A 24,919-nucleotide genomic window follows, 5' to 3' on the forward strand; every position below is an offset into this window, starting at 1 on the left:
CAGCGGATTGCACCGAGTCCCCGTACCGGACTCCCGTCAGACCTCTTCGACGCTGCTCGGCTCGCGCCGGGACAGGTCGATACCGAGCTCCTCCGCAGCGCGGAAGACGTCCTCGTCGGTGTCGCGCATCTCGATGGACATGCCGTCCGAGGACAGCACCTCCACGTTGAGGCACAGGGACTGCATCTCCTTGATGAGCACCTTGAAGGACTCGGGGATGCCGGGCTCAGGGATGTTCTCGCCCTTGACGATGGCCTCGTAGACCTTCACGCGGCCGGTCACGTCGTCGGACTTGATCGTCAGCAGCTCCTGGAGGGCGTACGCGGCGCCGTACGCCTCCAGCGCCCACACCTCCATCTCGCCGAACCGCTGGCCACCGAACTGGGCCTTACCACCCAGCGGCTGCTGGGTGATCATCGAGTACGGACCGGTCGACCGGGCGTGCAGCTTGTCGTCGACCAGGTGGTGGAGCTTGAGGATGTACATGTACCCGACCGAGATCGGGTCCGGGAACGGCTCGCCGGAACGGCCGTCGAACAGACGCGCCTTGCCGGACGGGAGCACCATGCGCTCGCCGTCGCGGTTCGGGATGGTGTGCTGGAGCAGACCCGCGAGCTCGTCCTCACGCGCACCGTCGAAGACCGGGGTCGCGACATTGGTGCCCGGCGCGACCTGGTCGGCGCCGATCGCCTGGAGGCGCTGCGCCCACTCGTCCGCGAGGCCGGAGACGTCCCAGCCGCGGCTGGCGAGCCAGCCGAGGTGGATCTCCAGGACCTGCCCCGGGTTCATTCGGGACGGGACACCCAGCGGGTTGAGGATGATGTCGACCGGGGTGCCGTCCTCGAGGAACGGCATGTCCTCGATCGGAAGGATCTTGGAGATGACACCCTTGTTGCCGTGACGGCCGGCGAGCTTGTCACCGTCGGTGATCTTGCGCTTCTGGGCGACGTAGACGCGGACCAGCTGGTTCACGCCGGGGGGAAGCTCGTCGCCCTCCTCGCGGTCGAAGACGCGGACGCCGATGACCTTGCCGGTCTCGCCGTGCGGGACCTTCAGCGAGGTGTCACGGACCTCACGGGCCTTCTCACCGAAGATCGCGCGGAGCAGGCGCTCCTCCGGGGTCAGCTCGGTCTCACCCTTCGGGGTGACCTTGCCGACCAGGATGTCGCCGGCGACGACCTCGGCACCGATCCGGATGATGCCGCGCTCGTCGAGGTCGGCGAGGACCTCCTCGGAGACGTTCGGGATGTCCCGGGTGATCTCCTCCGGGCCGAGCTTGGTGTCACGGGCGTCGACCTCGTGCTCCTCGATGTGGATCGAGGAGAGGACGTCGTCCTGCACGAGGCGCTGCGACAGGATGATCGCGTCCTCGTAGTTGTGACCCTCCCACGGCATGAACGCCACGAGCAGGTTCTTGCCGAGCGCCATCTCGCCGTCTTCGGTGGCGGGACCGTCGGCGAGGACCTGGCCCTCGATCACGCGGTCGCCCTCGTCGACGACGACCTTCTGGTTGACCGAGGTGCCCTGGTTCGAGCGGGAGAACTTGTGCAGGCGGTACGTGTTGTACGTGCCGTCGTCGTTGGCGACCGTGATGTAGTCGGCGGAGAGCTCCTGGACCACACCGTCCTTCTCGGCCTTGAGCACGTCGCCGGCGTCGGTGGCACAGCGGTACTCCATGCCGGTGCCGACGAGCGGGGCCTCCGACTTAATCAGCGGCACCGCCTGACGCATCATGTTCGCGCCCATGAGGGCACGGTTGGCGTCGTCGTGCTCGAGGAACGGGATCATGGCGGTCGCGACCGACACCATCTGGCGCGGCGAGACGTCCATGTAGTCGACGTCGGTCGGCGGGACGTAGTCGACCTCGCCACCACGGCGGCGGACCAGAACGCGGGGCTCGGTGAACTGGAGCTCGTCGTTCAGGGTCGCGTTCGCCTGGGCGATGACGAAGCGGTCCTCCTCGTCGGCGGTGATGTAGTCGACCTCGTCGGTGACCTGACCGTCGACGACCTTGCGGTACGGCGTCTCGATGAAGCCGAACGCGTTGACGCGGCCGTACGAGGCGAGCGAACCGATCAGACCGATGTTCGGGCCTTCGGGGGTCTCGATCGGGCACATGCGTCCGTAGTGGGACGGGTGCACGTCTCGGACCTCGAAGCCGGCCCGCTCACGGGACAGACCACCCGGGCCAAGAGCCGACAGACGGCGCTTGTGGGTGAGACCCGACAGCGGGTTGTTCTGGTCCATGAACTGCGACAGCTGGCTGGTGCCGAAGAACTCCTTGATGGAGGCGACGACCGGCCGGATGTTGATCAGGGTCTGCGGCGTGATCGCCTCGACGTCCTGGGTGGTCATGCGCTCGCGCACGACGCGCTCCATACGAGCCAGACCCGTACGGACCTGGTTCTGGATGAGCTCGCCGACGTTGCGCAGACGACGGTTGCCGAAGTGGTCGATGTCGTCGGTCTCGACGACGATCTCCCGGCCCGACTCGCCGATCGTCTCGGTCTCGCCGGCGTGCAGCTTCACCAGGTACTTGATGGTGGCGATGACGTCGTCGGTGGTGAGGACGCCCGCGTCCAGCGGCTCGTCCGCGCCGAGCTTCTTGTTGACCTTGTAGCGGCCGACCTTGGCCAGGTCGTAGCGCTTCGGGTTGAAGTACAGGTTCTCGAGCAGCGTCTGCGCGGCCTCACGCGTCGGCGGCTCGCCCGGGCGCAGCTTGCGGTAGATGTCGAGCAGCGCGTCGTCCTGGCCCTGGGTGTGGTCCTTCTCCAGGGTGGCGCGCATGGACTCGTACTCGCCGAACTCCTGCAGGATCTGCTCGGTGGTCCAGCCGAGCGCCTTCAGCAGCACGGTGACGGACTGCTTGCGCTTGCGGTCGATGCGGACACCGACCATGTCGCGCTTGTCGATCTCCATCTCCAGCCAGGCACCCCGGGACGGGATGATCTTGGCGGAGAAGATGTCCTTGTCGGACGTCTTGTCGATGGAGGAGTCGAAGTACACACCCGGCGAGCGGACGAGCTGCGACACCACGACACGCTCGGTGCCGTTGATGACGAAGGTGCCCTTGTTCGTCATGAGCGGGAAGTCGCCCATGAAGACAGTCTGGGACTTGATCTCGCCGGTCTCGTTGTTGGTGAATTCCGCGGTGACGAAGAGCGGGGCGCCGTACGTGAAGTCACGGTCCTTGCACTCGTCGATCGAGTTCTTCGGCGGCTCGAACCGGTGGTCTCGGAACGTCAGCGACATCGACCCGGAGAAGTCCTCGATCGGGGAGATCTCCTCGAAGATCTCCTCCAGACCGGACTTCGTGGGGACGTCCTGTCCCGACTCAAGGGCTGCCTCGACGCGAGCCTTCCACGCGGCGTTGCCGAGCAGCCAGTCAAAGCTCTCGGTCTGCAGCGCGAGGAGGTTCGGAACCTCGAGGGGCTCCTTGATCTTTGCAAAGGAGATGCGCAGCGGGGCGGTGCTGGCGCCGTTGTTCGTATTGGTCGAGGCGTTGCGCGAGGCGGCCAAGAGGGGGTCCTTCCGAGGGCTCGGACTCACTACGCGCGTACCGGTCCCCAGCAGGCCATCGAACTAAAATCCCTGGTCAGGGCGTTTGGTCGACGATGGTCTTAGGAGGGCATGCCCCTGGTGACGGGCAGGGGGCAGCTAACAGGCAGCGCAAAGGGTCAGTGTAGCCACTTGGCCCACTGATGTCCAGGGCGAGTTCTTCGCGACCCTCGTTGTTCTCATCTCCGCGGTACCTCGCGCCGTGCGGCGCACCTCGATACTGCCCCTTCGGTCGTCGATCCATGCCTCGGATTCGGATCGTTGTGACGACGCGTCCTGAGAATTGCGCGCTGCGTGCGGTTCGTCAAGGCCCCCGGGCCTGCGGGGCGCACGGCGAAGATCACCATACTCCGCCCCCGGCCAGGCACAAGACCGCCGCCACGCGCCGTCCGGGGAACGCCGAAGGGCGACCACCCAGATGGGTGATCGCCCTTCACGCTGCGAGCGTTACACGCTCAACAGAAGAGTCGCTGACGCGACGAGGTGTTACTTGACCTCGACGGCCGCACCGGCGCCCTTGAGGGCCTCGGCAGCCTTGTCAGCGGCCTCCTTGTTGACCTTCTCGAGGACCGGCTTCGGGGTGCCGTCGACGAGGTCCTTGGCCTCCTTCAGACCCAGGGAGGTCAGCTCACGCACGACCTTGATGACCTGGATCTTCTTGTCGCCGGCGCCGGTGAGGATGACGTCGAACTCGTCCTTCTCCTCAGCAGCCTCGACCGGGGCGCCCGGGGCACCCGGGGCGGCAACGGCGACGGCCGCGGCGGCGGTGACGTCGAACTTGTCCTCGAACGCCTTCACGAACTCGGAGAGCTCGATGAGGGTCATCTCCTCGAACTGGGCGAGGAGGTCTTCCTGAGAGAGCTTCGCCATGATGGGCGATCCTTCCACTAAATCGGCAGGTGCCGGTTGTATAGAGAGGCGGGCGTATCGGCCCGCTACGACCCGCGCGCTAGGCGGCGCGGATCAATGCGCGAGCCGAATTACTCGGCACCGCCCTGCTCGGCCTGCTTGGCACGGAGCGCGTCCACGGTGCGGACGAGCTTCGACGGCAGCGCCTGGAAGAGCTGAGCAGCCTGAGACTGCTTGCCCTTGAACGCGCCGGCCAGCTTGCTGAGCAGAACCTCGCGGGACTCGAGGTCCGCAAGCTTCTTGATGTCGTCGGCGGAGAGAGCCTTACCGTCAAGGACACCGGCCTTGATGATGAGGTTCGGGTTCTCCTTGGCGAAGTCACGCAGAGCCTTCGCCGACTCCACCGGGTCACCGGTGACGAAGGCGACCGCGGTCGGACCAGCGAAGTGCTCGTCCAGTGCGGTGATCCCGGCCTCGTTGGCCGCGATCTTGGTCAGCGTGTTCTTCACCACGGCGTACTGGGCGTTCTCACCGAGAGAGCGACGCAGCGTCTTGAGCTGCGCGACGGTGAGACCCCGGTACTCGGTCAGCACGGCGGCGTTGGAGCTCTGGAACGCGTCCTTGAGCTCGGCCACCGATGCAGCCTTGTTGGGCGTCGGCATAGTGCGTCGGCCTCCTTCCGGGTGATGAGGACCGCTCAGAAGGGGCTGAACAAAACAAAACGCCCCGGGCGCAGGCGCACGGGGCTCAGCTCGACCGAATCGTACGATCCGGGAACTCTTCCACGATCACCTGCGCGGGTCGTTCGCATCAATCAGCGAATCCTTCGGCCACCGCACCCTCGCGGGCACAGCAACGACCAGCGGTCTTTGGCTTCTGGAAGACCATACGCGAACCGGTACGCGGCAAGCAAATCGGGCCCCGCTCCTCCGGAGAGGTGCGGGGCCCGAGGCGCTGCGAGCCGGCCCCGAGGGGCCTTTCAGAGGGCTCAGACCGCGGCCGGGTCCTCCTCGACGAGGAGGTTACGGGTGCGGTTGGAGTCCAGCGGGATGCCGGGGCCCATCGTCGTCGTCAGGGTCGCCTTCTTGATGTAGCGGCCCTTGGCGGCGGACGGCTTCAGACGGAGGATCTCCTCCAGAGCCGCGGCGTAGTTCTCGACCAGCTTCGTCTCGTCGAAGGAGACCTTGCCGATGATGAAGTGCAGGTTCGAGTGCTTGTCGACGCGGAACTCGATCTTGCCGCCCTTGATGTCGTTGACAGCCTTCGCGACATCGGGGGTGACGGTGCCGGTCTTCGGGTTCGGCATGAGACCACGCGGGCCGAGGACGCGGCCGAGGCGGCCGACCTTGCCCATGAGGTCCGGGGTGGCCACCACGGCGTCGAACTCGTTCAGGCGCTGGCCCTTGGAGATCTCGTCGATGAGCTCGTCGGAGCCGACGATGTCGGCGCCCGCGGCGATCGCGGCCTCGGCACGGTCACCGGTCGCGAAGACCAGGACCCGGGCGGTCTTACCGGTGCCGTGCGGAAGGTTCACGGTGCCACGGACCATCTGGTCGGCCTTGCGCGGGTCGACGCCCAGGCGGAAGGCGACCTCGACGGTGCCGTCGAACTTCGTGGTGGCGGTGTCCTTGGCGAGACGGACGGCCTCGAGGGGAGCGTAGTTCCGCTCGCGGTCGACCTTGGCGTCCGCGGAGCGGAGAGCCTTGCTGCGCTTCACTTCTTCTCCTGTTGGTTCAGGTATGGAGTCGTGGTGCGGGCCGGCGCAGGCCCTACCACTGAGGTCACAAGGGGGCTGATCAGCCCTCGACCGTGATGCCCATGGAACGGGCGGTGCCGGCGATGATCTTCGACGCGGCGTCCAGGTCGTTGGCGTTCAGGTCGGGCAGCTTGACCGTGGCGATCTCGCGGACCTGGGCGGCCGTGAGCTTGGCGACCTTGGTCTTGTGCGGCTCGCCGGAGCCCTTGTCCACACCCGCGGCCTTGAGGATCAGCTTGGCGGCCGGCGGAGTCTTGGTGATGAAGGTGAAGGAACGGTCCTCGTAGACCGTGATCTCCACCGGCACGACCATGCCACGCTGCGACTCGGTCGCGGCGTTGTAGGCCTTGCAGAACTCCATGATGTTGACGCCGTGCTGACCGAGCGCGGGGCCGACCGGCGGGGCCGGGTTCGCCGCACCGGCGTTGATCTGGAGCTTGATAAGCCCCGTGACCTTCTTCTTCTTGGGAGGCATAGCTCTCTCCGGGTCCTAGTGAGAGTTTTCAGCCGATCCATCCGGTCATCCGGATGGAGGCATACCGCACAACGATAACGGGTATAGCTGCGCGGCCAAAAACCGAGCAGGTCAGAGGGGCTACGAGAGCCTCTCTGACCTGGTCGGAAATCTGTGAAGAGCTGGTGCTGCTAGTTCTTCTGGATCTGGTCGAAGCTGAGCTCGACCGGGGTCTCGCGACCGAAGATCTCGACGAGGCCCTTGACCTTCTTCGAGTCGGCGTTGATCTCGTTGATCGTGGCCTGCAGCGTGGCGAAGGGGCCGTCGGTGACGGTGACCGAGTCGCCGACCTCGAAGTCCAGCACCTCGACGGTGACCTTGCGGGCCGGAGCCGGCTTGCCCTCGGCCTCGGCGGCCTCGCGGGCGGCCTTCTCCTCGGCCTCCGGGGCGAGCATCTTGACGATCTCGTCCAGGGTCAGCGGGTACGGGTCGTAGGCGTTGCCCACGAAGCCGGTGACGCCGGGGGTGTTGCGGACGACGCCCCAGGACTCGTTCGTCAGGTCCATGCGGACGAGCACGTAGCCGGGCAGCTTGTTCTGCCGGACGTTCTTGCGCTCGCCGTTCTTGATCTGGACGATCTCTTCCTCGGGGACCTCGGCCTGGTAGATGAAGTCCTCGACGTTCAGCGAGACGGCACGCTGCTCCAGGTTGGCCTTCACGCGCTTCTCGTAGCCCGCGTAGGTGTGGATGACGTACCACTCGCCGGGCAGGCCGCGGAGCTCGTCGCGCAGGGCCTGGATCGGGTCGACGGGGGCGGCCGGCTCGGCCTCCTCCTCGTCCTCGGCGACGACCTCGGCCTCTTCGGCGTCCTCGTCCTCGGACTCGTCGGCGTCCTCGGCCTCGTCGTCGGCGTCGGTCTCGTCGGCGTCCTCGGCCTCGGCCTCGTCGCTCTCGTCCTCGATGTGGAGAGCGGCCTCTTCGGCTGCCTCGCCCGCAGCGGCGTCAGCAGCCTCGGCCTGGTCCTCGTCGGCCGCCTCGACGATGTCGAGCTCGTCCTCAACGTTCAGGTTCGGGTCAGACACGGTGGCTGCTTCTTCCTGCGATACAGATGGGGTGGAACATGCGAAAAGGGGCGCCAGGAGGCGCCCTCCGCGGGAATCAGCCGAAGACGTACTTGACTGCTTCCTGGAAGCCATAGTCAATCACGGTTACGAGACCGATCATGATGACAACGAAGACGATCACCACAGTGGTGTAGGACGTCAGCTGGCTGCGCGTGGGCCAGACGACCTTGCGGAGCTCCGCGATGATCTGGCGGTAGAAGACCGCGAGACGGCCCAGAGGGCCCTTCTTGCCGCGCTTGCCGCCCTTGCGGGACTTCTTCTTCGAGTCCGGAGCCTCGTCCTGGGCATCAGGCATGTCGATGGAGCCCACGGCGTCCGTCACGATCTCTCACCTGATTCCGGGTCGTGGCCGTGCCGCGCCCGGGTGGAGCCGCACGGCGGTGCAATAGCAAGACGTACATGCGCACACAACCTGGCGGTGTGTGTAGCAGGGCCGGAGGGACTTGAACCCCCAACCTTCGGTTTTGGAGACCGGTGCTCTACCAATTGAGCTACGACCCTTTGCGGTGTCCCCAACCTACCGCATCGTGAGATGTGGTCGGTGAGGGCCAACGAGCAGTGAGTGTACGTGTTCATGAGCGCCGCGTCGAACAGAAAGCACGTCGGAGCCCTGCCGAGCCCTCTGCGTGACCGGTAATGACCGGTCCTGTCCGCCCTTCGAAACCTGTGTGCCCGGTCCGGAGACGGTCTGGGACCATGGCCGCATGAGCGCTGCTACCCCTCCGACCGAGCGCCGGGTCTCCGCCCGCATCGGCGCGATCTCCGAGTCCGCCACCCTCGCCGTCGACGCCAAGGCCAAGGCCCTCAAGGCCGCCGGCCGTCCGGTGATCGGCTTCGGCGCCGGTGAGCCCGACTTCCCGACCCCGGACTACATCGTCGAGGCGGCCGTCGAGGCCTGCAAGAACCCCAAGTACCACCGCTACACGCCGGCCGGCGGTCTGCCCGAGCTGAAGAAGGCCATCGCCGAGAAGACCCTGCGGGACTCCGGTCTCGAGGTCGACCCGGCCGAGGTCCTGGTGACCAACGGTGGCAAGCAGGCCATCTACGAGGCCTTCGCCGCGATCCTCGACCCGGGCGACGAGGTCATCGTCCCGGCGCCGTACTGGACCACGTACCCGGAGTCGATCCGGCTGGCGGGCGGTGTCCCGGTGGAGGTCGTGGCCGACGAGACCACCGGCTACCGGGTCTCCGTCGAGCAGCTGGAGGCGGCGCGCACGGAGAACACGAAGGTCCTGCTCTTCGTCTCCCCGTCGAACCCGACCGGCGCGGTCTACAGCGAGGAGGACGCGCGCGCGATCGGCGAGTGGGCCGCCGAGCACGGCCTGTGGGTGCTGACCGACGAGATCTACGAGCACCTGGTCTACGGCGACGCCACGTTCACCTCGCTGCCGAAGCTGGTCCCGGCACTGCGCGACAAGTGCATCATCGTCAACGGCGTCGCCAAGACGTACGCGATGACCGGCTGGCGCGTCGGGTGGATCGTGGGCCCGAAGGACGTGGTGAAGGCCGCGACCAACCTGCAGTCGCACGCCACCTCCAACGTGAGCAACGTGGCCCAGGTGGCCGCACTCGCCGCCGTCTCCGGCGACCTGGACGCGGTCGCGGAGATGCGCGAGGCGTTCGACCGCCGCCGCCAGACCATCGTGCGGATGCTCAACGAGATCGACGGCGTGGTCTGCCCGACCCCCGAGGGCGCGTTCTACGCGTACCCGTCGGTGAAGGCCCTGCTGGGCAAGGAGATCCGCGGCAAGCGCCCGGCGACCTCCGTGGAGCTCGCGGCACTGATCCTGGACGAGGCCGAGGTCGCGGTCGTCCCGGGCGAGGCGTTCGGCACGCCGGGCTACCTGCGCCTGTCGTACGCGCTGGGCGACGAGGACCTGGTCGAGGGCGTGTCCCGGATCCAGAAGCTGCTCGCCGAGGCGCGCGACTGACGTCCGCTTCTGCGATGAGCCCGTGACGGGCCCCCGGCGCTGCGCCGGGGGCCCGTTTTCACGTTCGAGCAAGGTCCCGATCGGGGAAAGGGACTCCCGTAGTCCATTCGGGTGGGGCAAGATCGGGCGATGGAGCACGTACGCGATCTGACGCTTCTCCCGAAGGCCCACCTGCATCTGCACTTCACCGGCTCGATGCGGCCCACGACGCTGATCGAGCTGGCCGACAAGTACGGCGTCCACCTCCCCGAGGCGCTGACCGGCGGTGAACCGCCGAAGCTGCGCGCCACCGACGAGCGGGGCTGGTTCCGTTTCCAGCGGCTGTACGACATGGCCCGCTCCTGCCTGCGCGCCCCGGAGGACATCCAGCGCCTCGTGCGGGAGGCCGCGCAGGAGGACGTCCGGGACGGCTCCGGCTGGCTGGAGATCCAGGTCGACCCCACCTCGTACGCACCCCGGCTCGGCGGGCTGATCCCGGCCCTGGAGATCATCCTGGACGCCGTGGAGACGGCCTCCCGGGACACCGGGCTCGGGATGAGGGTCCTGGTGGCCGCCAACCGGATGAAGCACCCGCTGGACGCCCGTACGCTCGCCCGGCTCGCGGTCCGTTACGCCGACCGGGGGATCGTCGGCTTCGGCCTGTCCAACGACGAGCGGCGCGGCATGGCCCGCGACTTCGACCGGGCCTTCGCGATCGCCCGCGAGGGCGGTCTGCTGGCCGCGCCGCACGGCGGCGAGCTCACCGGACCGGCGTCGGTCCGGGACTGCCTGGACGACCTGCACGCCTCCCGCATCGGCCACGGCGTGCGCGCCGCGGAGGACCCGCGGCTGCTGCGCAAGCTCGCCGAGAAGGGCGTGACCTGCGAGGTCTGCCCGGCGTCCAACGTTGCGCTCGGCGTGTACGAGAAGCCCGAGGACGTCCCGCTGCGCACGCTGTTCGAGGCGGGGGTGCCGATGGCCCTGGGCGCGGACGACCCACTGCTCTTCGGGTCGCGGCTGGCCGCCCAGTACGAGATCGCCCGCCGGTACCACGGCTTCACGGACGCGGAGCTGGCGGAGCTGGCCCGGCAGTCGGTGCGCGCCTCGGCGGCGCCGGAGGACGTCAGGCGGAAGCTGCTGTCCGGGGTCGACGACTGGCTGGCCGCCCCGGCGGCCTGAAGCGGTGCAGCGGGGGCCGGGCCTGGAAGCCGATGTCGAGCTCGGTCCGGTGTCCGGCGCGAGACGGGGCCAGGTAGGGCGTGAGCGAGGCGATCAGCGCGTCGTGGCCCTTGCGGGCGCGTTTCTCCAGCGGCCCGAAGCCGGCAGCGAGCGAGAAGGCGACGGACGCGGCGGAGAACACGTCCCGGCCGCCGTGCAGGAACAGGGTGCCCGCGTGGACGGCAGGGTGCAGCCATTCGACGGCCCGCTCGTGACGGCGCTCGCGCTCCCGCTCCCAGTCGGCGGCGTGGGCGGCGGTGCGCTGCTCGTTCGTACGGACGGTCAGCGGGGTGCCGTCGCGCAGGCGCCCACGCAGCCCGGGCCAGGCGGAGGGACGCAGGCCGGGTGAGCGGTGGGCGAGGACCAGGTCGACCGGGTCCACGGTGAAGAACGTGCGCGGGATGCTGTGTCGCAGCGGGACGTGCACGATCGTGTGCCGGGAGAAGGCGGCGAAGGAGAAGAGTGCGGCGAGGGCGTTGAGCCCCTCGTGGTCGCCGAGCAGATAGCCCCAGTGCTGCCCCACGGGGTCGTTGACGGTGGTGTGCCGCAGCGGCTGCCACGGCTGGACGATCCGGTACGCGTGAGGTCCGGTACGGATCCTGAACTCACGTACTTTCAGGCGCATGGCCGTGCTTTCGGAGGCATGGTGCCCAGCGTGGCGGGGGCGCGGAGGCGCCCGCAACGTCATTTCCTCGGGGCGATCCCGGCCATGAGGGTGCGGGCGAGGGCGGCGGCGAACTCGTCGAGCGGCCGGGGCGGACGGCGCTCGGGGGCCATCTCGTACGCGAAGGCGCGGTGCACGCAGGCGCCCAGGAGCAGGGACGCGGCGGCGTGCGTGTCGGCGTCGGGCGCGACGCGGCCGTGCTGCTGTTCGGCGCGGAGGTACGCGTCGAGCCCTTCGATGGGCTTGTGGGGGCCCGCGCCGAGGTCCCGCATGACCTCCTCGTGACGGTGTTTGAGCTGCGGTTCGGCGTAGAGGGAGGCGGCCATCGGGAAGGTCTGCTCGTAGAACAGGGCCGCGCTGCGGGCGATCTCGGTGAGGTTCTCCTCGACCGAGCGGCCGCCGGGGTCGGCGGCGAGGGTGCCGAGCAGTGCGCCGAGCCCGGGCAGCCGCTCGTTGAGCACCGTCACGAACAGCTCTTCCTTGCTGCTGAAGTACTTGTAGAGCGCGGCCTCGGAGCAGCCCGCGGCCTTCGCGATCTCCTTGGTGGTGGTGCGGGCGAGGCCGGCGGTCAGCATGAGGTGGCGGGCCGCGTCGACGATGCGGACGCGAGTCGGCTTCTGGTCCATGAAGGCTCGAATTCTCCGATCACGCTTGACGGGTGAGTGAGTACCCACCCACTCTAGAGGTAAGTGAATGCTCACTCACCCCCAAGGAGGGTGCGACATGAAGCTCACAGTCTTCGGCGCGACCGGCGGCATCGGCCGCGAGATCGTCGGCCAGGCCCTCGCGGCCGGCCATCACGTGACGGCGGTCGTACGGGACCCCGCGCGGTTCACCGTCACCGGCGAGAACCTGGAGGTCTTCCGCGCGGACCTCACCGACCCGGAGGCGCTGCGCCCCGCCGTGGCCGGCCGGGACGCGGTCCTGTCGGGTCTGGGCGCCCGCAGCCGCGCGGACGCCGGCGTCGCCGCACGGCTCACCCGCGTCGTGCTCGCCGCGATGGAGGCGGAGGGGACGCGGCGGCTGGTCGTGGTCAGCGCGGCCCCGCTCGCCACCACTCCCCCGGACGAGCCGCTGCTCGACAAGGTCGTCGTCTCGGTGGTCCGGGCCGCCCTGAAGGACGTCTACGCGGACCTGCGGGTCATGGAGGCGGAGCTGGAGCGCAGCGCGACCGACTGGACGTCGGTCCGGCCGCCCAAGCTCGGCGACAGGCCGCTGACGGGGACGTACCGGAAGGTCGTCGGCGCGAACCCGCGCTCGGGCCGGAACATCGGCCGGGCGGACGTGGCGCACGCGATGCTCGCGATGGTGTCCGACCCGGCCACGGTGAAGCAGCCGGTGGGCGTGGCGTACTGAGGTGGTGAGGCCCTGGAGCTCGGCGCTCAGAGCTCGACGCCGACCGTCACCGGCTCGTTGACCAGCGTGACCCCGAAGGCGTCCCGCACCCCGGCGACCACCTCGCGGGCGAGCGCCAGCAGGTCCTCGGTGGTGGCCTCGCCGCGGTTGGTGAGGGCGAGGGTGTGCTTGGTGGAGATGCGGGCGGGGCCGGAGCCGTACCCCTTGGTGAAGCCGGCCTTGTCGATCAGCCAGGCGGCGGAGGTCTTGATCCGCTCGCCGTCCTCGCCGGCGGGGAAGGCGGGCGGGGCGACCTCGGGGCCGAGCCGGTCGTGCACCCGGCCGAGGAAGTCCTCGTACTGCTCCCGGGCGAGGATCGGGTTGGTGAAGAACGAGCCGGCCGACCAGGTGTCGTGATCCGCCGGGTCCAGGACCATTCCCTTGCCCGCGCGCAGCTTCAGGACCGTCTCACGGGCCGTCGTCAGCGCCACCCGGTCGCCGGCCTCGACGCCGAGCACACGGGCGGTCTCCGGGTACTTGACCGGCGCGGAGAGCCCGCCGGCGTCCTCCAGCGCGAAGCGGACCCGGAGCACCACATAACGGTCCGGGTGCTCCTTGAAGCGGCTGTGCCGGTACGAGAAGGCGCACTCGGCGTTGGTGAGCGTGACCGTCTCCCCCGCCCGGCGGTCGTACGCGACGACCTCGGTGATGGTGGCGGAGACCTCCTGGCCGTACGCCCCCACGTTCTGGATCGGGGTGGCGCCCGCGGAGCCGGGGATGCCGGCGAGGCACTCGATGCCCGCGAGCCCGGCCTCGACGCTGCGCGCGACCGCGTCCGTCCAGACCTCGCCGGCCGCCAGCTCCAGGCGCGTGCCGTCCAGGGCGAAGCCCTCGGTGGCGATGCGCAGGGCGGTCCCGTCGAAGCCCTTGTCGCCGATGACCAGGTTGGAGCCACCGCCGATGATCAGCAGCGGAGTGCCGGTCTCGTCGGCCTCGCGGACCGCGGCGACGACCTCGTCGTCGGTGGTCGCCGTGACGAGCCGCCGGGCGGGGCCGCCGAGCCGGAAGGTGGTCAGGGGGGCGAGGGGAGCGTCGTGGAGTTCCTGCACGGGCTCAAGAGTACGGGCCCCTCCCGCGCGGGAGGGGCCCGTGACGTCTCGGTGCCGGGCGAGCTTGACCACAGCCCGGCTCATGCCGCTGTCAGGCGAGCTTGACCACGGCCCGGCTCATGCCCAGGACCTTCTGGCCGGCCGACATCGCGGTCAGGTCCACCCGGACCTGCCCGTCGTCCAGCTTCGCCGCGACCTTCGCGCTGACCTCGATGAGCGCGCCGGTGTCGTCGTTCGGCACGACGACCGGCTTGGTGAAGCGGACGCCGTACTCGACGACCGCGCCCGGGTCGCCGACCCAGTCGGTCACCACGCGGATCGCCTCGGCCATGGTGAACATGCCGTGCGCGATGACGTCCGGCAGGCCGACCTCGACCGCGAACTTCTCGTTCCAGTGGATCGGGTTGAAGTCCCCCGAGGCGCCGGCGTACTGCACCAGTGTGGCGCGGGTCACCGGGAAGGACTGCGCCGGCAGCTCCGTGCCGACCTCGACCTCGTCGTAAGCGATCTTCGCCGCCATGGTCAGCCCTCCTCGGCCGCGCGCGCCACGAGCTTGATCCACGTGGTCACGACGTGCTCGCCGCTCTCGTCGTGGACCTCGCCGCGGATGTCCAGGATGTCGTTGCCCGCGAGGGACTTGATGGCCTCGATGGTCGAGGTGACCGCGAGCCGGTCGCCGGCCCGGACCGGGCGCTTGTAGGCGAACTTCTGGTCGCCGTGCACCACGCGGCTGTAGTCGAGCCCGAGCTGCGGGTCCTGGACGATCTGTCCGGCGGCCTTGAATGTGATCGCGAACACAAAGGTCGGCGGGGCGATCACATCGGGGTGACCGAGTTCTTTCGCGGCTTCCTGATCGGTGTACGCGGGATTCGCGTCACCGATCGCCTCGGCGAACTCGCGGATCTTTTCCCGGCCGACCTCGTACGGCGCGGTGGGCGGATAGGTCCGCCCCACGAAGGACTGGTCGAGCGCCATGGACTCGTTCCCTCCTGGACTGCTGCTACTGGACGTGTTGTCGACACAAACGCCACGAGGCCGCCCCCGAAGTGGGGACGGCCTCGTGAACGAGCCTGATTAGCGCGTCTCGCGGTGCGCAGTGTGCGCGTTGCAGCGCGGGCAGTGCTTCTTCATCTCAAGACGGTCCGGGTTGTTGCGCCGGTTCTTCTTGGTGATGTAGTTCCGCTCCTTGCACTCCACGCAGGCCAGCGTGATCTTCGGGCGGACGTCGGTGGCAGCCACGTGAGTGCTCCTTGACGGACGGATGGACGGATGAACGCAAAAAAGAGTAGCCGATCGAAGGACCGACCCCACAATCGGCTACCGTGTGTAGCGGTGACCGGACTTGAACCGGTGACACAGCGATTATGAGCCGCTTGCTCTACCGACTGAGCTACACCGCTTTGATGATCGGGTTCCCGTCCGAAGACGGGTTCCCTTCCACCAGAGCCCCAATACGGAATCGAACCGTAGACCTTCTCCTTACCATGGAGACGCTCTACCGACTGAGCTATTGGGGCGAGCGATGAAGACATTACACGGTCGGCCGCCGTTCCCCCAAATCCGTTTCCCCGCCCCACCCCGACGGCCCTCCGGGGCTCCCTGCCGGGCTCTCTCACAGGTGCCCCGTAGGCCACTCGTGGACTCGTCGGTACGACTATTGCGCTCCTCCTCCAAGTGCGGCCGGGCCGCCTCTAGGCTCGGGCCCACGCTGCGTGATCTTGATCTTGAGGAGCCCCGAGGAGCCCCATGTCAGCCGACAGCAAGCAGCCCCAGCCACCGCCGTCCGACGACTGGGGGGCCGCCACCGCCGACGCCACCTCGCTGCTCCTGTCCGGCGCCCGGCTCACGGACGGGCGGACCGTCGACGTACGGCTGGGCGGCGGCCGGATCGAGGCCGTCGGCACGGCGGGCAGCCTCACCGCCACCGGCTCCCGCGTCGACCTCGCCGGCTACCTGCTGCTGCCCGCCCCCGCCGAGCCGCACGCGCACGCCGACACCGCGCTCAGCGCCGACGTCCCGGGACCGGTCTCGTACGCCGCCGACGAGGTGCAGCGCCGGGCCACCGAGGCGGCGCTGCTCCAGCTCGGGCACGGGGCGACCGCGCTGCGCGCCCAGGTGCGGATCGGGGACGTGCACGGGCTCGGCCCGCTGGAAGCGGTGCTCCAGGCACGGCGCTCGCTGCGCGGCCTCGCGGACCTCACGACGGTGGCGGTGCCACGGCTGCTGACCGGGGTCGCGGGCGCGGACGGCCTGGCGATGCTGCGGGACGCGGTGAAGATGGGCGCCGGCGTGGTGGGCGGTTGCCCGGACCTGGATCCCGACCCGACGGGGTACGTGGAGGCGGTCCTGGAGGTCGCCGCCGAGCACGGCTGCCCGGTGGACCTGCACACGGACGGCGACGACCCGGCCCGGCTCGCCCGGCTCGCCGCGATGGCGGGCGGGCTGCGGGCCGGCGTCACGATCGGCCCGTGCGCCGGGCTCGGCCGGCTGCCGGCCGACGTGGCGCGGCGGACGGCGGACCGGCTGGCGGCGGCCGGGGTGACGGTGGTGACGCTGCCGCAGGGCGCCTGCGCGGGCGCGGAGGCGCGCGGCGCGGCGCCCGCGCGGCTGCTGCGCGCGGCGGGCGTACGGCTCGCGGCGGGCAGCGGGGCGCTGCGGGACGTGTCTAACCCGGTGGGGCGCGGCGACCCGCTGGAGGCGGCGTACCTGCTGGCCTCGCAGGGCGGGCTGGGGCCGCAGGACGCGTACGGGGCGGTGAGTTCGGCCGCCCGGGCGGCGATGGGGCTGCCGGAGGTGCGGGTGGAGGCCGGCTTTCCCGCGGAGCTGCTGGCGGTACGCGGCGACCGTCTGGAGGGCGTCCTCTCGCTCGCCTACAGCCGGATCGTGATCCACCGCGGCCGGGTGGTGGCCCGTACCAGCGCGGTCCGCGAGTACTGCGACTCGGCGGCGGCGCTGGACCTGCCGCGCCAGACCCGGCCGGACACGGGAAGCCCTCCGGGCGGCGGCGACGTACGGTCGTGAGTATGCGCATTGTCATCGCAGGAGGACACGGTCGGATCGCGCTGCGCCTGGAGCGGTTGCTCTCGGCGGGCGGACACGAGGTCGCGGGCATCATCCGCAAGCCGGAACAGGCGGACGACCTGCGCGCGGCGGGCGCCGAACCCGTCGTCCTGGACCTGGAGTCGGCGTCGGTGGAGATGGTCGCGGCGGCCCTGCAGGGCGCCGACGCGGCGGTCTTCGCGGCCGGCGCGGGCCCGGGCAGCGGCGCGGCCCGGAAGGACACGGTGGACCGGGGCGCCGCGGTTCTGTTCGCGGACGCGGCGGAACGCGCGGGTGTGCGGCGGTACGTCGTCGTCTCGTCCATGGGCGCGGACCCGGACCGCCCGGGCGACGACGTCTTCGACGCCTACCAGCGGGCGAAGGGCGCGGCCGACGCGTACGTCCGCTCCCGCGAGGACCTCGACTGGACGATCCTCCGCCCCGGCCTCCTCACGGACGACGCCGGCACCGGCCTGGTCCGCCTGGAGGCCCACACCGGCCGCGGCCCGGTCCCCCGCGACGACGTCGCCGCCGTCCTCGCCGAACTCGTCGACACCCCCGCCACCGCTGGCCTCACCCTCGAACTCGTCTCGGGCTCGGTCCCGGTGGCGGTGGCGGTGCGGGACGTGGCGGGGAACTGAGCACACCTCAGGAACGCGTCCGCGTCAGAAGAGTTGGGTGAACTCTCCGGGGGCGACGGTGAGCGCGTAGTACGTCGCGCGACCGGGCTTGAAGGGCGCGTTCGCGTCGCCGGTGGACTCGTAGACGAACATGCGGCCGTCCGGCTTGTACGCGAAGACCTCGGGGCGCCGGTCGTGGTTGGCGTCGCCGACGGCGAGCACATGGGCGAACGCGTTCCAGCCGCTGCCGACCCTGATGCGGGTGGCGAAGGTGCCGTTCCCGTTGCCGGGGTAGAGCCAGAGGACACCGGATGCGTCGCGGGCGACGAGATCGCCCGCGGCGCCGCCGGCGATGTTCCCGGTCGCGACGATCTTGTTGTAGATCCCCCAACCACCGTTCCCGGCCTTCACCCGGGGCGCGAAGGGAGCGGTGGCGCTGCCGGTCCCCTTGTAGAGCCACAGGACGCCGGCGGCGTCCGTGGCCAGCAGGTCGGTCCTGCCGTCGCCGGTGAGATCGCTGCCGGCGGTGATCTTGTTGTAGATCTGCCAGCCCGCGCCGACCTTCTTCCGGAGCTCGAACGGCCGCTCCAACTTGCCGGTCCCCTCGTAGAGCCAGAGGACGCCGCTCCGGTCCCGCGCCACGACATCGGCCTGTGCGGTGCCACCGACGTTTCCGGGTGCGACCAGGCGGTCGTAGATCTGCCAGCCGGTACCGATCCCGGAACGGCCGATCAAGGAGGTCGAGCCGTTCTCGGTGGTGGAGGAGTCGTAGCGGGTCAGCCGCCCCGCGGAGTCGACGCCCAGGGCGTCGGGTGAGCCGTTGTCGCTGAAGTCGTGAGGCTTGGGTGTGCGGAGCACCCTGAACGACCCGGTCCGCTCCGCCGCCGGGCCGACGCCGTTCATCGGAACGGCTCTGAGCCGCCAGGTGTAGTCACCGTTGTAGGCGGTGAGGAACGAGCCCACCTCGCCCTGCTGCCGGTCCAGACGCCCGTCCCAGCTGCCCTTGACCGTGACGGGACCCTCCGCCCCTGGCCTCTCCGGAAGCCGGACGAGAAGGTGCCGCCGCTGTGACGCGACATGCGTGAACTCGATCTCCAGACGTACGTTGCTCCGGCTGAACGTCGCCTCCACGGGCACGAGAGGCGTCTTGTCCAGGTCGATCACGCCGCTTGGTGCGACGTACCCGAGCAGGTTGACCGCGGTCGGCACCCCGGTGCTCGCGACGAGCGTGGTGACGGGCGCGCCGTCGGCCCCCAGTTCGATCCGGTACAAGCCCTCGCCGTGCTCGACGCTTCCGCCTTCCGCCACCAGGGCTCCGTCGGGCGTGGGGCCGATGCTCTCGGAGTGGTCCAGCAGCTCGAGGGTCGCGCCGGTCTTCATGTTGCGCGCGGTGAGCGCGAACAGGGGGTGCGGCGTGGTGGCGGTCTCGGCTCCCTTGCCCGAGTACAGCACCCAGTCACCCAGGAGATCCACGTGGAGCTGAACCCCGCCGCCCCCCACGAAGGTGCGCTCGACCTCTCCGGAGCCGCGGGAAGCGGTCGACACTCCCGCCCCCGTGACGCTGTCGAGGTCGCCCCAGGCGATGTGGGTCGCGGAAGCGGCGACGTCCGTCACCCCTCTGGACGTGTACGCGGGTGCACGGGTCTCGACGACGGCCGCCGAGGCCAGATCGACCAGGGCGACGCGCGGCTCGGGGTACACGTCGTAGCGGAGAAGGGCGGTCCCCGGAGGTGAGTCGACGTCCACGCTCAGGCTCGAGGCATTCGAGGGCAGACCGGTCACCGTCCGGTCGAACAGCGTGCCGTTCCTCCGGGAGACCAGGTGCAGCTCGGTACCGCCCGCCGGGTTGGCAGCGCTCATGAGGAGCGTGGAGCCGAGGGGCCGGAGCAACCTGTAACCGCTGTTCAGCGCGTCACGCGGGATGCGGACCGGCGCGCTGCTTCCTGTCATGTCGCGCAGGACGTAGGCGTCGCTCTCGACCAGGAGGACGGTGTCGGTGCCAGAGCCGTACACCTGGCCCGGCAGCTCCGTCACGGCACCGTCCGCGAGACGTGTCCAGCGGTAGTGGTACGTCTCCGTCGCGTCCTTGGTCGCGGTGAGGACGCCGGACGACCCGATGCCCATCAACGAGGAGCCCACCGGAACGAAGGCAGCGCTCTGCCCCTCCCCCGCGGCAACCGGTGCAGCGACGGCAACAGGGGCGGCGAGGCCGCCGGCCCCGACGGTGAGCGCGAGAGCGACAGCGACCGAAGCCGCGAGGTGCCGTCGGGTGGTGCGTGACGTCAAGGAGATCCCCCATGGATCGAACGGCGTGGAACGGGTGCGCGCCGCCCGATGAGACCTTCGAAGGTGGGGGAGAGTTGTACGCACGAGAAGACGCGTTCGGCCGCCGGACCAGCCATTCCTCGCCGGCATACGCAGAACGGCCCCCGATCGCGTTTCCGCAGATCAGGGGCCGTTCCATCGCGTGGCGGCGCCAGGATTCGAACCTGGGTAGGCTAAGCCGACGGATTTACAGACTTCTGGCGCTGGCAATCTCCCGCTGCCCTGACCAGCGGCAACGCCCAGACGTAGCACTGGACTTGTACGCCTCGTCCACGCCCCGTCCTGATCTTGGAGCCGACGCTCGCCAGAGGCGACTCCTCGCCGCCGTTGAGCCTCTAGCGAGCGGCTTTCTGGAATCCCCTCCACCGGATAGCCCTCGCTGCGAAACTGACTGCGCTCAGCCCAAGGCATCAAGATGTGGCGGTTTCAGCCGACTGGGGGAGAATTATGATCATTTTCGACACTAATGCAGTGAATGAACTCGATCCACACGGGAGCAAGGCGGATCTCATCCGCCTCCTAAGAAAGGCCGGACTTGAGGTCGCCGCTCCATGGGTCGTGATTGAAGAGCTCACGGCACACAAGCTCTACGAGTACCAGCGCCACTTCGACCTGATGCTTCGCCAACACCAGGAACTGGCGAGACTTGAACCCAATCTTGCGGGCCTCCCGCCAACATTCCGAGGAGAACGTTTCGCTGACCACTGGCGAAATCAGTACTCTGACATCTTTGCCGTACTACCCACATCTCAGAGCGCCTTGCGCACTGCGGTACTACGTGAATCCGCCTGCATAAAGCCTGCGAAGGTTGACAAAAGCAAGAAATCAGGCGGCCGCGACGTGGCCGTGTGGTTCTCAATCCTAGAACACCTGGGCGAGAACCCGGAAGCGAAGGTCTATTTCGTCTCGAACAATACAACCGATTTCGGGGAACCGGACAAGTGGCCATTCCCTCTAAATCTAGACCTCGGCGAGAGTGTCCATCGAATCACACACCTCCTAAACTTCGAAGACGCCCTGAAAGAATTCACTGAGGAGGCAGAGGCCCCGGAAGGAATTCAGGAGGCTCTGACCGCGCGTCTCTCCAGCCGCGAGTCGACCGCAACCATGGCACGGGAGGCATGGAGGAGGGTAGGGCGGAGCCACTTCCGAATGAAGGGCGGAGATGCACCCCCGAAAGTGAGAGTTTCCTTCGACTCTATAGAGCCGGTTGAGTGCCGGCGCATCGGGAGCTCCGTGTGGTACTGGTCCAAGGTCAAGTGGCAACTGTACGTACTCCAGCGCCGCCACCTCGACCCGTTGATGATGGAATGGGATACCTCCATCCTCTTCCCTGAGGGTGACACGGCCCCCATTTCCCTCTTGAGAGGCGGGCGCATCGCACCAATCACTCTGGATGAACTCGACGGCGAGCTGAAGGATAGTCTGTCCAGGGATCTCCTTTCCTTCGAAGAGGAAATGACCCAAGAAGAGTATCAAAGCACTATCGATGACGAGGACGCCTCTGATGACCCTAGGAGACTAGCCATCTCTCGGAGACTCCAACGCGAGCAATTCGACTCCCGCAATCTCGACGCTCGATACGCGCTTGTATACAGCCACCGGGTCTTCGATGCGCTCCGTCGCGTGAATGACTCCGTCTACATCACAGACGGGCCAGGAGACTTGGGAGCAGACGCAATCTCCAAATCCCGGGAAGGGCTGATCGCGGTATCAGTCAAAGCCGGAGAAGGGAGACTTCGCATGGCCGACATAGAGGCAGCCATTTTCAACCCCAGCTCACTGACTGACGCCGCTCTACTCGTGACTAGTCGCCACATTTCCAAGAACCTTGAACTGGAGATTGAGGAAGTTCGCCAACACGCACCATGCCCCTTCGAGGTCGCGCATTGGGTGAGCGAACGGGACGACGCCACACTCAGGACAAAGATCGAATCCCTCAGACGGCGAATGGCAGCCCAATAAGTAACGCGTGCCGCGAATGAACTCCGACTTAGAGTCTGCCCGGCCAGCTTCACCGCAGGGCTGTAACACCCGGGTGTTACAGCCTGGTTCGCATCGGACAGTCCGGACAGCATCACTGGCGACGATCCCAAGCGTTTGCGCTGGTCAGGGAGCCATCCGGACAGCTGGACAGCTCGGACACTCTGGAGAGTGATGACAGCATGCGAGGCTAGAGCAGGACGACTGACTCAGAGGGGAGAGGGAGTGACGCAACAGGCCAGCCCTCGGGGGACGTTCCTGAAGATTGCGGATGCCCTGAGGACGGACATCGAGTCCGATCTGAAGGCGACGGAGTTGCCGACCCTTGCGGAGGTCATGGACCGGTTCGGGGTCTCGCGAGGGCTCGCTCTCCGGGCCTTTCGCGTCCTGCGTGCGGACGGGGTGGCCGAACCTGTGCCCGGCGGCCGTTGGCGCGTCATCAGGGGCGACCATGGTGCCGGCCGGAGGTCGCTAACGGAACGGATCTCCGACGTGATGCTCACGGATGACAGTGTCGCCGTGGGGAAGCCCTTCCTGAGCGCTTCCAAGCTCGCTGAACGCCTCGGGGTCGCGCGCCCTACCGTGGCGAAGGCTCTGGCCGAGCTGGAGGCCGCCGGGTTGCTCTCCGAGAGCCGCCAGGGGAAGGCGCGGACTGTACTTGCCCTGCCGGGCGGAGAGGAGCGTTCGTAGCGTGGCCACCACAGGACTGACGGAGTGGGCTTACCCGCTTGCGAAGTCGTTGCTCGCCGAGCCGCTGCCGCGGCGGTGGGCTCACTCGCTCGGGGTCGCTGAGCGGGCCCGGCTTCTCGCGCCGATCCTGGGCGAGGACGCCGAACTGCTGGAGGCCGCGGCCGTCCTTCACGACATCGGCTACTCGCCCGACCTCGCCAAGACCGGCTTCCACCCGCTGGACGGCGCTCGGTACCTCCGGGACGTGGCCGACGCCGACCTGCGGGTTATCCGGCTTGTCGCGCACCACTCCTGCGCGTGGATGGAGGCGGAGGCCCGCGGTCTACGCGATGAGCTGGAGAGCGAATTCCCGAGGGAAGAGCCGCACCTCGCCGACGCGCTCTGCTTCTGCGACATGAACACGACTCCGGACGGGACGCCCACGAATCCCGTGGACCGGGTCAACGAGATCGCGGGACGGTATGGCCCGGACAGCCTGATCGGGATGTTCATCCGCCGGGCGGAGCCGGAGATCCTGGGCTGTACGGCCCGCGTCCTGGAGCGGCTTGCCGCGGTGAAGCGTCAGCCGATGTAGGGAGCCGTTCGGCCCCGGTCCATGGCGTGCTCGATGCGCATGCGCATGGTCGGGTGAACATCGAGTTCGGACAGGTCCGTTGGGGCAACCCAGCGGACCTGCGTCGTCTCGCTGCTCGTACGGAGGTCGCCTCCGACCGGCCGCGCACGGAAGCAGATGGAGAACTGCTGCCTGGCCTCGCCGTCGTCGTACAGCATCACGTGCCCCGGGTCGGTGTAGATCCCCGACATGTCGACGACTTCGGCCTTGATGCCGGTCTCTTCCCACACCTCGCGCACGACGGTGTCACTGATGGACTCGCCGACGTCGTGGCCGCCGCCGGGAAGGGCCCACCGGCCGTTGTCGGACCGCTGGATCATCAGCACCCGCCCGGCCTCGTCCTGGACGAACGCCACGACAGAGGGCACGACAGAGTTGGCCGGCGGCGCGGCAGGGTCGTGCAGGTAGTCGATGCGTCCCATGGTCAGGCTCCCGTCAGGTCGTGATCCATCACCTGGCGCGCGCCTCCCCAGGTCTGTTCGATGCTATTCGCGTATGTGTCGAAGAGGCCGCCGCCCGGCAGGCGCCGCAGGTGCAGGACCGGCGCCATGTACGCGCCGATGCCGTAGACGTGGGTGTTCACCAGCATCTCGTCATCGGCCCGGTACAGGCTGTTGTAGAGCGTCGCGTCGTGCAGCCGGAAGCCGATGTCCGGGTGGCTCGTGAAGAGCGGGCGGTAGTTCATCAGTGCGTTGCGGATCTTCCCGTCCATGACGCGGTGACCTTCGTCTATGCCGCGCTGCTTCACGGCCTCGCAGCCCGGATCGCCGAGGAGTACGCGCACCTGCGCGGTTCCCTCCACCTTGGCCTTGAGGATGTCGAGGAAGACGGGATCCTCCGAAAGCCACAGGCCGGCGTACACGAGCACATCGAGGTGTCGCTCCGCCCGCTCGTACATGTCCCGCCAGAGGTTCGCGGGGACCATGTGTCGGTGCGGGTAGACGGTGACGATCTCCGCCTTGCTCAGGTCGGCCGCACTCTCCACGCCACGCGAGTCGTCCCAGAGCGTCGTCGCGTCGACCTTCAGGAAGGCCGCAGTCGCGTACTGGTGACGCCGGTACGGCACCTTCCCCTGAGTGATCCAGCGCTCCACCGTCTTCGGGTTGACCTCGATCGCCTCGGCAAGGTCGTGAATCGACTTGCCCTGGGCAAGCAGTGCCGACCGTAAGCGCTCGTTGGACATGTCCACCCCCGGTGGGACGTCTTGGGAGCTCTTGACGGTAGCCAGAAGTCCCCGAGCTGTCCACGGACGGGGTAACCAACGCCCCTCACCTGCACCGATTCTGATGGTGCGCCAAGAAGTCCCGGCGCAAAGCCAGGAGGGTCCGCCAGCACGCTTGACGGAACTCCATGCGGTACCTGTAATAGAGGTACCGCATGGAGTTCGCGGCCAGTCGACTGCGGTCTCGATCGGCCGGAGTGCCCGTGAGGGCCGTTCCGTCGCCCCGAGGGCCCCGTGAAACGGGCTCGAAGGAAGCGCCAGTTCATTGACAACTGAATGGGGATCACGCCGCCTCTCCTCGGCCAAGTAGGCGGCCACGCGGTCTCCGCGTGATGAACAGCGCAACGCCCCGATGGTCGTAGGCCGGGTTCGACTCCTGGCCGGGGCACTGGCCCATCCGGCACTCGCCGCACGGGCCCCTTGCTGGGCCGGTCGCCTCTCTCCAAAGAC

At 68.4% G+C, this 24,919-nt stretch carries 24 protein-coding genes and 3 tRNA genes; 8 read left to right on the plus strand and 19 right to left on the minus strand.

The annotated features are described in order from the left end of the window. Positions 1-36: 36 nt before the first annotated feature. From rpoB to R2D22_RS15345, 8 genes are all read right to left on the minus strand, one after another. Positions 37-3,519, minus strand: a complete 3,483-nt coding sequence (rpoB, locus tag R2D22_RS15310) for a DNA-directed RNA polymerase subunit beta (protein WP_318103836.1) — start codon at positions 3,517-3,519, stop codon at positions 37-39. 525 nt (positions 3,520-4,044) lie between these two features. Then, on the minus strand, positions 4,045-4,428 hold the full coding sequence (rplL, locus tag R2D22_RS15315) for a 50S ribosomal protein L7/L12 (protein WP_318103838.1): 384 nt from the start codon (positions 4,426-4,428) through the stop codon (positions 4,045-4,047). Between the two features lie 110 nt (positions 4,429-4,538). Continuing rightward, positions 4,539-5,069: a 50S ribosomal protein L10 gene (rplJ, locus tag R2D22_RS15320; protein WP_030757401.1), complete on the minus strand. Its 531-nt coding sequence runs from the start codon at positions 5,067-5,069 to the stop codon at positions 4,539-4,541. A gap of 326 nt (positions 5,070-5,395) precedes the next feature. After that, the gene (gene rplA, locus R2D22_RS15325) at positions 5,396-6,124 is read right to left on the minus strand and encodes a 50S ribosomal protein L1 (RefSeq protein WP_318103840.1); all 729 of its coding nucleotides are present in this window, start codon (positions 6,122-6,124) and stop codon (positions 5,396-5,398) included. Between the two features lie 79 nt (positions 6,125-6,203). Beyond that, positions 6,204-6,638, minus strand: a complete 435-nt coding sequence (gene rplK, locus R2D22_RS15330) for a 50S ribosomal protein L11 (protein WP_030318720.1) — start codon at positions 6,636-6,638, stop codon at positions 6,204-6,206. Positions 6,639-6,808: 170 nt separating this feature from the next. Then, complete coding sequence (gene nusG / locus R2D22_RS15335; RefSeq protein ID WP_318103842.1) at positions 6,809-7,699, minus strand: transcription termination/antitermination protein NusG; 891 nt, start codon at positions 7,697-7,699, stop codon at positions 6,809-6,811. A gap of 76 nt (positions 7,700-7,775) precedes the next feature. Continuing rightward, positions 7,776-8,063: a preprotein translocase subunit SecE gene (gene secE / locus R2D22_RS15340; protein ID WP_318103844.1), complete on the minus strand. Its 288-nt coding sequence runs from the start codon at positions 8,061-8,063 to the stop codon at positions 7,776-7,778. A gap of 106 nt (positions 8,064-8,169) precedes the next feature. Then, a tRNA-Trp gene (locus R2D22_RS15345) sits at positions 8,170-8,242 on the minus strand. A gap of 203 nt (positions 8,243-8,445) precedes the next feature. On the opposite strand from R2D22_RS15345, the gene R2D22_RS15350 reads away from it, so the two are divergent. Continuing rightward, positions 8,446-9,672 (plus strand): pyridoxal phosphate-dependent aminotransferase, encoded by a 1,227-nt coding sequence (locus R2D22_RS15350; RefSeq protein ID WP_318103845.1) that lies wholly within the window; start codon positions 8,446-8,448, stop codon positions 9,670-9,672. A gap of 129 nt (positions 9,673-9,801) precedes the next feature. Continuing rightward, complete coding sequence (locus R2D22_RS15355; RefSeq protein WP_318103846.1) at positions 9,802-10,830, plus strand: adenosine deaminase; 1,029 nt, start codon at positions 9,802-9,804, stop codon at positions 10,828-10,830. On the opposite strand, the gene R2D22_RS15360 is transcribed toward R2D22_RS15355, so the two are convergent. Both R2D22_RS15360 and R2D22_RS15365 read right to left on the minus strand, forming a co-directional pair. After that, positions 10,775-11,494 (minus strand): hypothetical protein, encoded by a 720-nt coding sequence (locus tag R2D22_RS15360; protein WP_318103847.1) that lies wholly within the window; start codon positions 11,492-11,494, stop codon positions 10,775-10,777. The two genes, R2D22_RS15355 and R2D22_RS15360, sit on opposite strands and share 56 nt — an antisense overlap. Positions 11,495-11,553: 59 nt before the next feature. Beyond that, on the minus strand, positions 11,554-12,159 hold the full coding sequence (locus R2D22_RS15365) for a TetR/AcrR family transcriptional regulator (RefSeq protein ID WP_318103848.1): 606 nt from the start codon (positions 12,157-12,159) through the stop codon (positions 11,554-11,556). A 97-nt stretch (positions 12,160-12,256) separates the two neighbouring features. Between R2D22_RS15365 and R2D22_RS15370 the strand changes: the two genes are divergently transcribed. Next, the gene (locus tag R2D22_RS15370) at positions 12,257-12,889 is read left to right on the plus strand and encodes an NAD(P)-dependent oxidoreductase (protein WP_318103849.1); all 633 of its coding nucleotides are present in this window, start codon (positions 12,257-12,259) and stop codon (positions 12,887-12,889) included. 26 nt (positions 12,890-12,915) lie between these two features. Here the strand turns inward: R2D22_RS15370 and R2D22_RS15375 are convergent, their stop codons facing one another. The 6 genes from R2D22_RS15375 to R2D22_RS15400 form a co-directional block, all read right to left on the minus strand. Beyond that, positions 12,916-13,977: a UDP-N-acetylmuramate dehydrogenase gene (locus tag R2D22_RS15375; RefSeq protein WP_318103850.1), complete on the minus strand. Its 1,062-nt coding sequence runs from the start codon at positions 13,975-13,977 to the stop codon at positions 12,916-12,918. Between the two features lie 91 nt (positions 13,978-14,068). Next, entirely contained in the window at positions 14,069-14,497 is a 429-nt protein-coding gene (locus R2D22_RS15380; RefSeq protein ID WP_318103851.1) for a MaoC family dehydratase, read from the minus strand. A gap of 2 nt (positions 14,498-14,499) precedes the next feature. Then, on the minus strand, positions 14,500-14,952 hold the full coding sequence (locus R2D22_RS15385; RefSeq protein ID WP_318103852.1) for an FAS1-like dehydratase domain-containing protein: 453 nt from the start codon (positions 14,950-14,952) through the stop codon (positions 14,500-14,502). A 99-nt stretch (positions 14,953-15,051) separates the two neighbouring features. Continuing rightward, positions 15,052-15,216 (minus strand): 50S ribosomal protein L33, encoded by a 165-nt coding sequence (gene rpmG, locus R2D22_RS15390; RefSeq protein WP_003948671.1) that lies wholly within the window; start codon positions 15,214-15,216, stop codon positions 15,052-15,054. Between the two features lie 88 nt (positions 15,217-15,304). Further along, positions 15,305-15,377: transfer RNA gene (locus R2D22_RS15395), tRNA-Met, on the minus strand. 44 nt (positions 15,378-15,421) lie between these two features. After that, positions 15,422-15,494, minus strand: a tRNA-Thr gene (locus tag R2D22_RS15400). A gap of 229 nt (positions 15,495-15,723) precedes the next feature. On the opposite strand from R2D22_RS15400, the gene R2D22_RS15405 reads away from it, so the two are divergent. Next, positions 15,724-16,998: an amidohydrolase family protein gene (locus R2D22_RS15405; protein ID WP_318103892.1), complete on the plus strand. Its 1,275-nt coding sequence runs from the start codon at positions 15,724-15,726 to the stop codon at positions 16,996-16,998. A 2-nt stretch (positions 16,999-17,000) separates the two neighbouring features. Then, positions 17,001-17,657, plus strand: coding sequence for an SDR family oxidoreductase (locus R2D22_RS15410; protein ID WP_318103894.1), 657 nt, complete (start codon positions 17,001-17,003; stop codon positions 17,655-17,657). A 24-nt stretch (positions 17,658-17,681) separates the two neighbouring features. Here R2D22_RS15410 and R2D22_RS15415 read toward each other — a convergent pair whose 3' ends face one another. Next, positions 17,682-19,922 (minus strand): FG-GAP-like repeat-containing protein, encoded by a 2,241-nt coding sequence (locus R2D22_RS15415; protein ID WP_318103897.1) that lies wholly within the window; start codon positions 19,920-19,922, stop codon positions 17,682-17,684. A 486-nt stretch (positions 19,923-20,408) separates the two neighbouring features. Here R2D22_RS15415 and R2D22_RS15420 point away from each other — a divergent pair, with 486 nt between their 5' ends. From R2D22_RS15420 to R2D22_RS15430, 3 genes are all read left to right on the plus strand, one after another. Beyond that, positions 20,409-21,926 (plus strand): PIN domain-containing protein, encoded by a 1,518-nt coding sequence (locus R2D22_RS15420; RefSeq protein WP_318103898.1) that lies wholly within the window; start codon positions 20,409-20,411, stop codon positions 21,924-21,926. A 243-nt stretch (positions 21,927-22,169) separates the two neighbouring features. Beyond that, positions 22,170-22,634 (plus strand): GntR family transcriptional regulator, encoded by a 465-nt coding sequence (locus R2D22_RS15425; protein WP_318103900.1) that lies wholly within the window; start codon positions 22,170-22,172, stop codon positions 22,632-22,634. Position 22,635: 1 nt separating this feature from the next. Beyond that, positions 22,636-23,208 carry an HD domain-containing protein gene (locus R2D22_RS15430; RefSeq protein WP_318103902.1) on the plus strand — a complete coding sequence of 191 codons (573 nt, stop codon included), beginning with the start codon at positions 22,636-22,638 and terminating at the stop codon, positions 23,206-23,208. On the opposite strand, the gene R2D22_RS15435 is transcribed toward R2D22_RS15430, so the two are convergent. Next, complete coding sequence (locus tag R2D22_RS15435) at positions 23,196-23,669, minus strand: NUDIX domain-containing protein (RefSeq protein WP_318103903.1); 474 nt, start codon at positions 23,667-23,669, stop codon at positions 23,196-23,198. The two genes, R2D22_RS15430 and R2D22_RS15435, sit on opposite strands and share 13 nt — an antisense overlap. Before the next feature lie 2 nt (positions 23,670-23,671). Continuing rightward, on the minus strand, positions 23,672-24,430 hold the full coding sequence (locus R2D22_RS15440) for a helix-turn-helix domain-containing protein (protein ID WP_318103904.1): 759 nt from the start codon (positions 24,428-24,430) through the stop codon (positions 23,672-23,674). Positions 24,431-24,919 lie beyond the last annotated feature (489 nt).

This window comes from Streptomyces sp. HUAS YS2 (assembly GCF_033343995.1).
GTDB classification, from domain to species: Bacteria; Actinomycetota; Actinomycetes; order Streptomycetales; family Streptomycetaceae; genus Streptomyces; species Streptomyces solicathayae.

Bases quoted from the DNA above. Each gene is read 5' to 3' on its own strand.
- R2D22_RS15405 (WP_318103892.1), top strand. From the start codon at position 15,724: ATGTCAGCCGACAGCAAGCAGCCCCAGCCACCGCCGTCCGACGACTGG.
- R2D22_RS15435 (WP_318103903.1), bottom strand. From the start codon at position 23,669: ATGGGACGCATCGACTACCTGCACGACCCTGCCGCGCCGCCGGCCAAC.
- R2D22_RS15365 (WP_318103848.1), bottom strand. From the start codon at position 12,159: ATGGACCAGAAGCCGACTCGCGTCCGCATCGTCGACGCGGCCCGCCAC.
- R2D22_RS15385 (WP_318103852.1), bottom strand. From the start codon at position 14,952: ATGGCGCTCGACCAGTCCTTCGTGGGGCGGACCTATCCGCCCACCGCG.
- R2D22_RS15360 (WP_318103847.1), bottom strand. From the start codon at position 11,494: ATGCGCCTGAAAGTACGTGAGTTCAGGATCCGTACCGGACCTCACGCG.
- rplK (WP_030318720.1), bottom strand. From the start codon at position 6,638: ATGCCTCCCAAGAAGAAGAAGGTCACGGGGCTTATCAAGCTCCAGATC.
- R2D22_RS15350 (WP_318103845.1), top strand. From the start codon at position 8,446: ATGAGCGCTGCTACCCCTCCGACCGAGCGCCGGGTCTCCGCCCGCATC.
- R2D22_RS15440 (WP_318103904.1), bottom strand. From the start codon at position 24,430: ATGTCCAACGAGCGCTTACGGTCGGCACTGCTTGCCCAGGGCAAGTCG.
- R2D22_RS15370 (WP_318103849.1), top strand. From the start codon at position 12,257: ATGAAGCTCACAGTCTTCGGCGCGACCGGCGGCATCGGCCGCGAGATC.
- R2D22_RS15410 (WP_318103894.1), top strand. From the start codon at position 17,001: ATGCGCATTGTCATCGCAGGAGGACACGGTCGGATCGCGCTGCGCCTG.
- R2D22_RS15420 (WP_318103898.1), top strand. From the start codon at position 20,409: ATGATCATTTTCGACACTAATGCAGTGAATGAACTCGATCCACACGGG.
- R2D22_RS15380 (WP_318103851.1), bottom strand. From the start codon at position 14,497: ATGGCGGCGAAGATCGCTTACGACGAGGTCGAGGTCGGCACGGAGCTG.
- rplJ (WP_030757401.1), bottom strand. From the start codon at position 5,069: ATGCCGACGCCCAACAAGGCTGCATCGGTGGCCGAGCTCAAGGACGCG.
- rplL (WP_318103838.1), bottom strand. From the start codon at position 4,428: ATGGCGAAGCTCTCTCAGGAAGACCTCCTCGCCCAGTTCGAGGAGATG.
- R2D22_RS15355 (WP_318103846.1), top strand. From the start codon at position 9,802: ATGGAGCACGTACGCGATCTGACGCTTCTCCCGAAGGCCCACCTGCAT.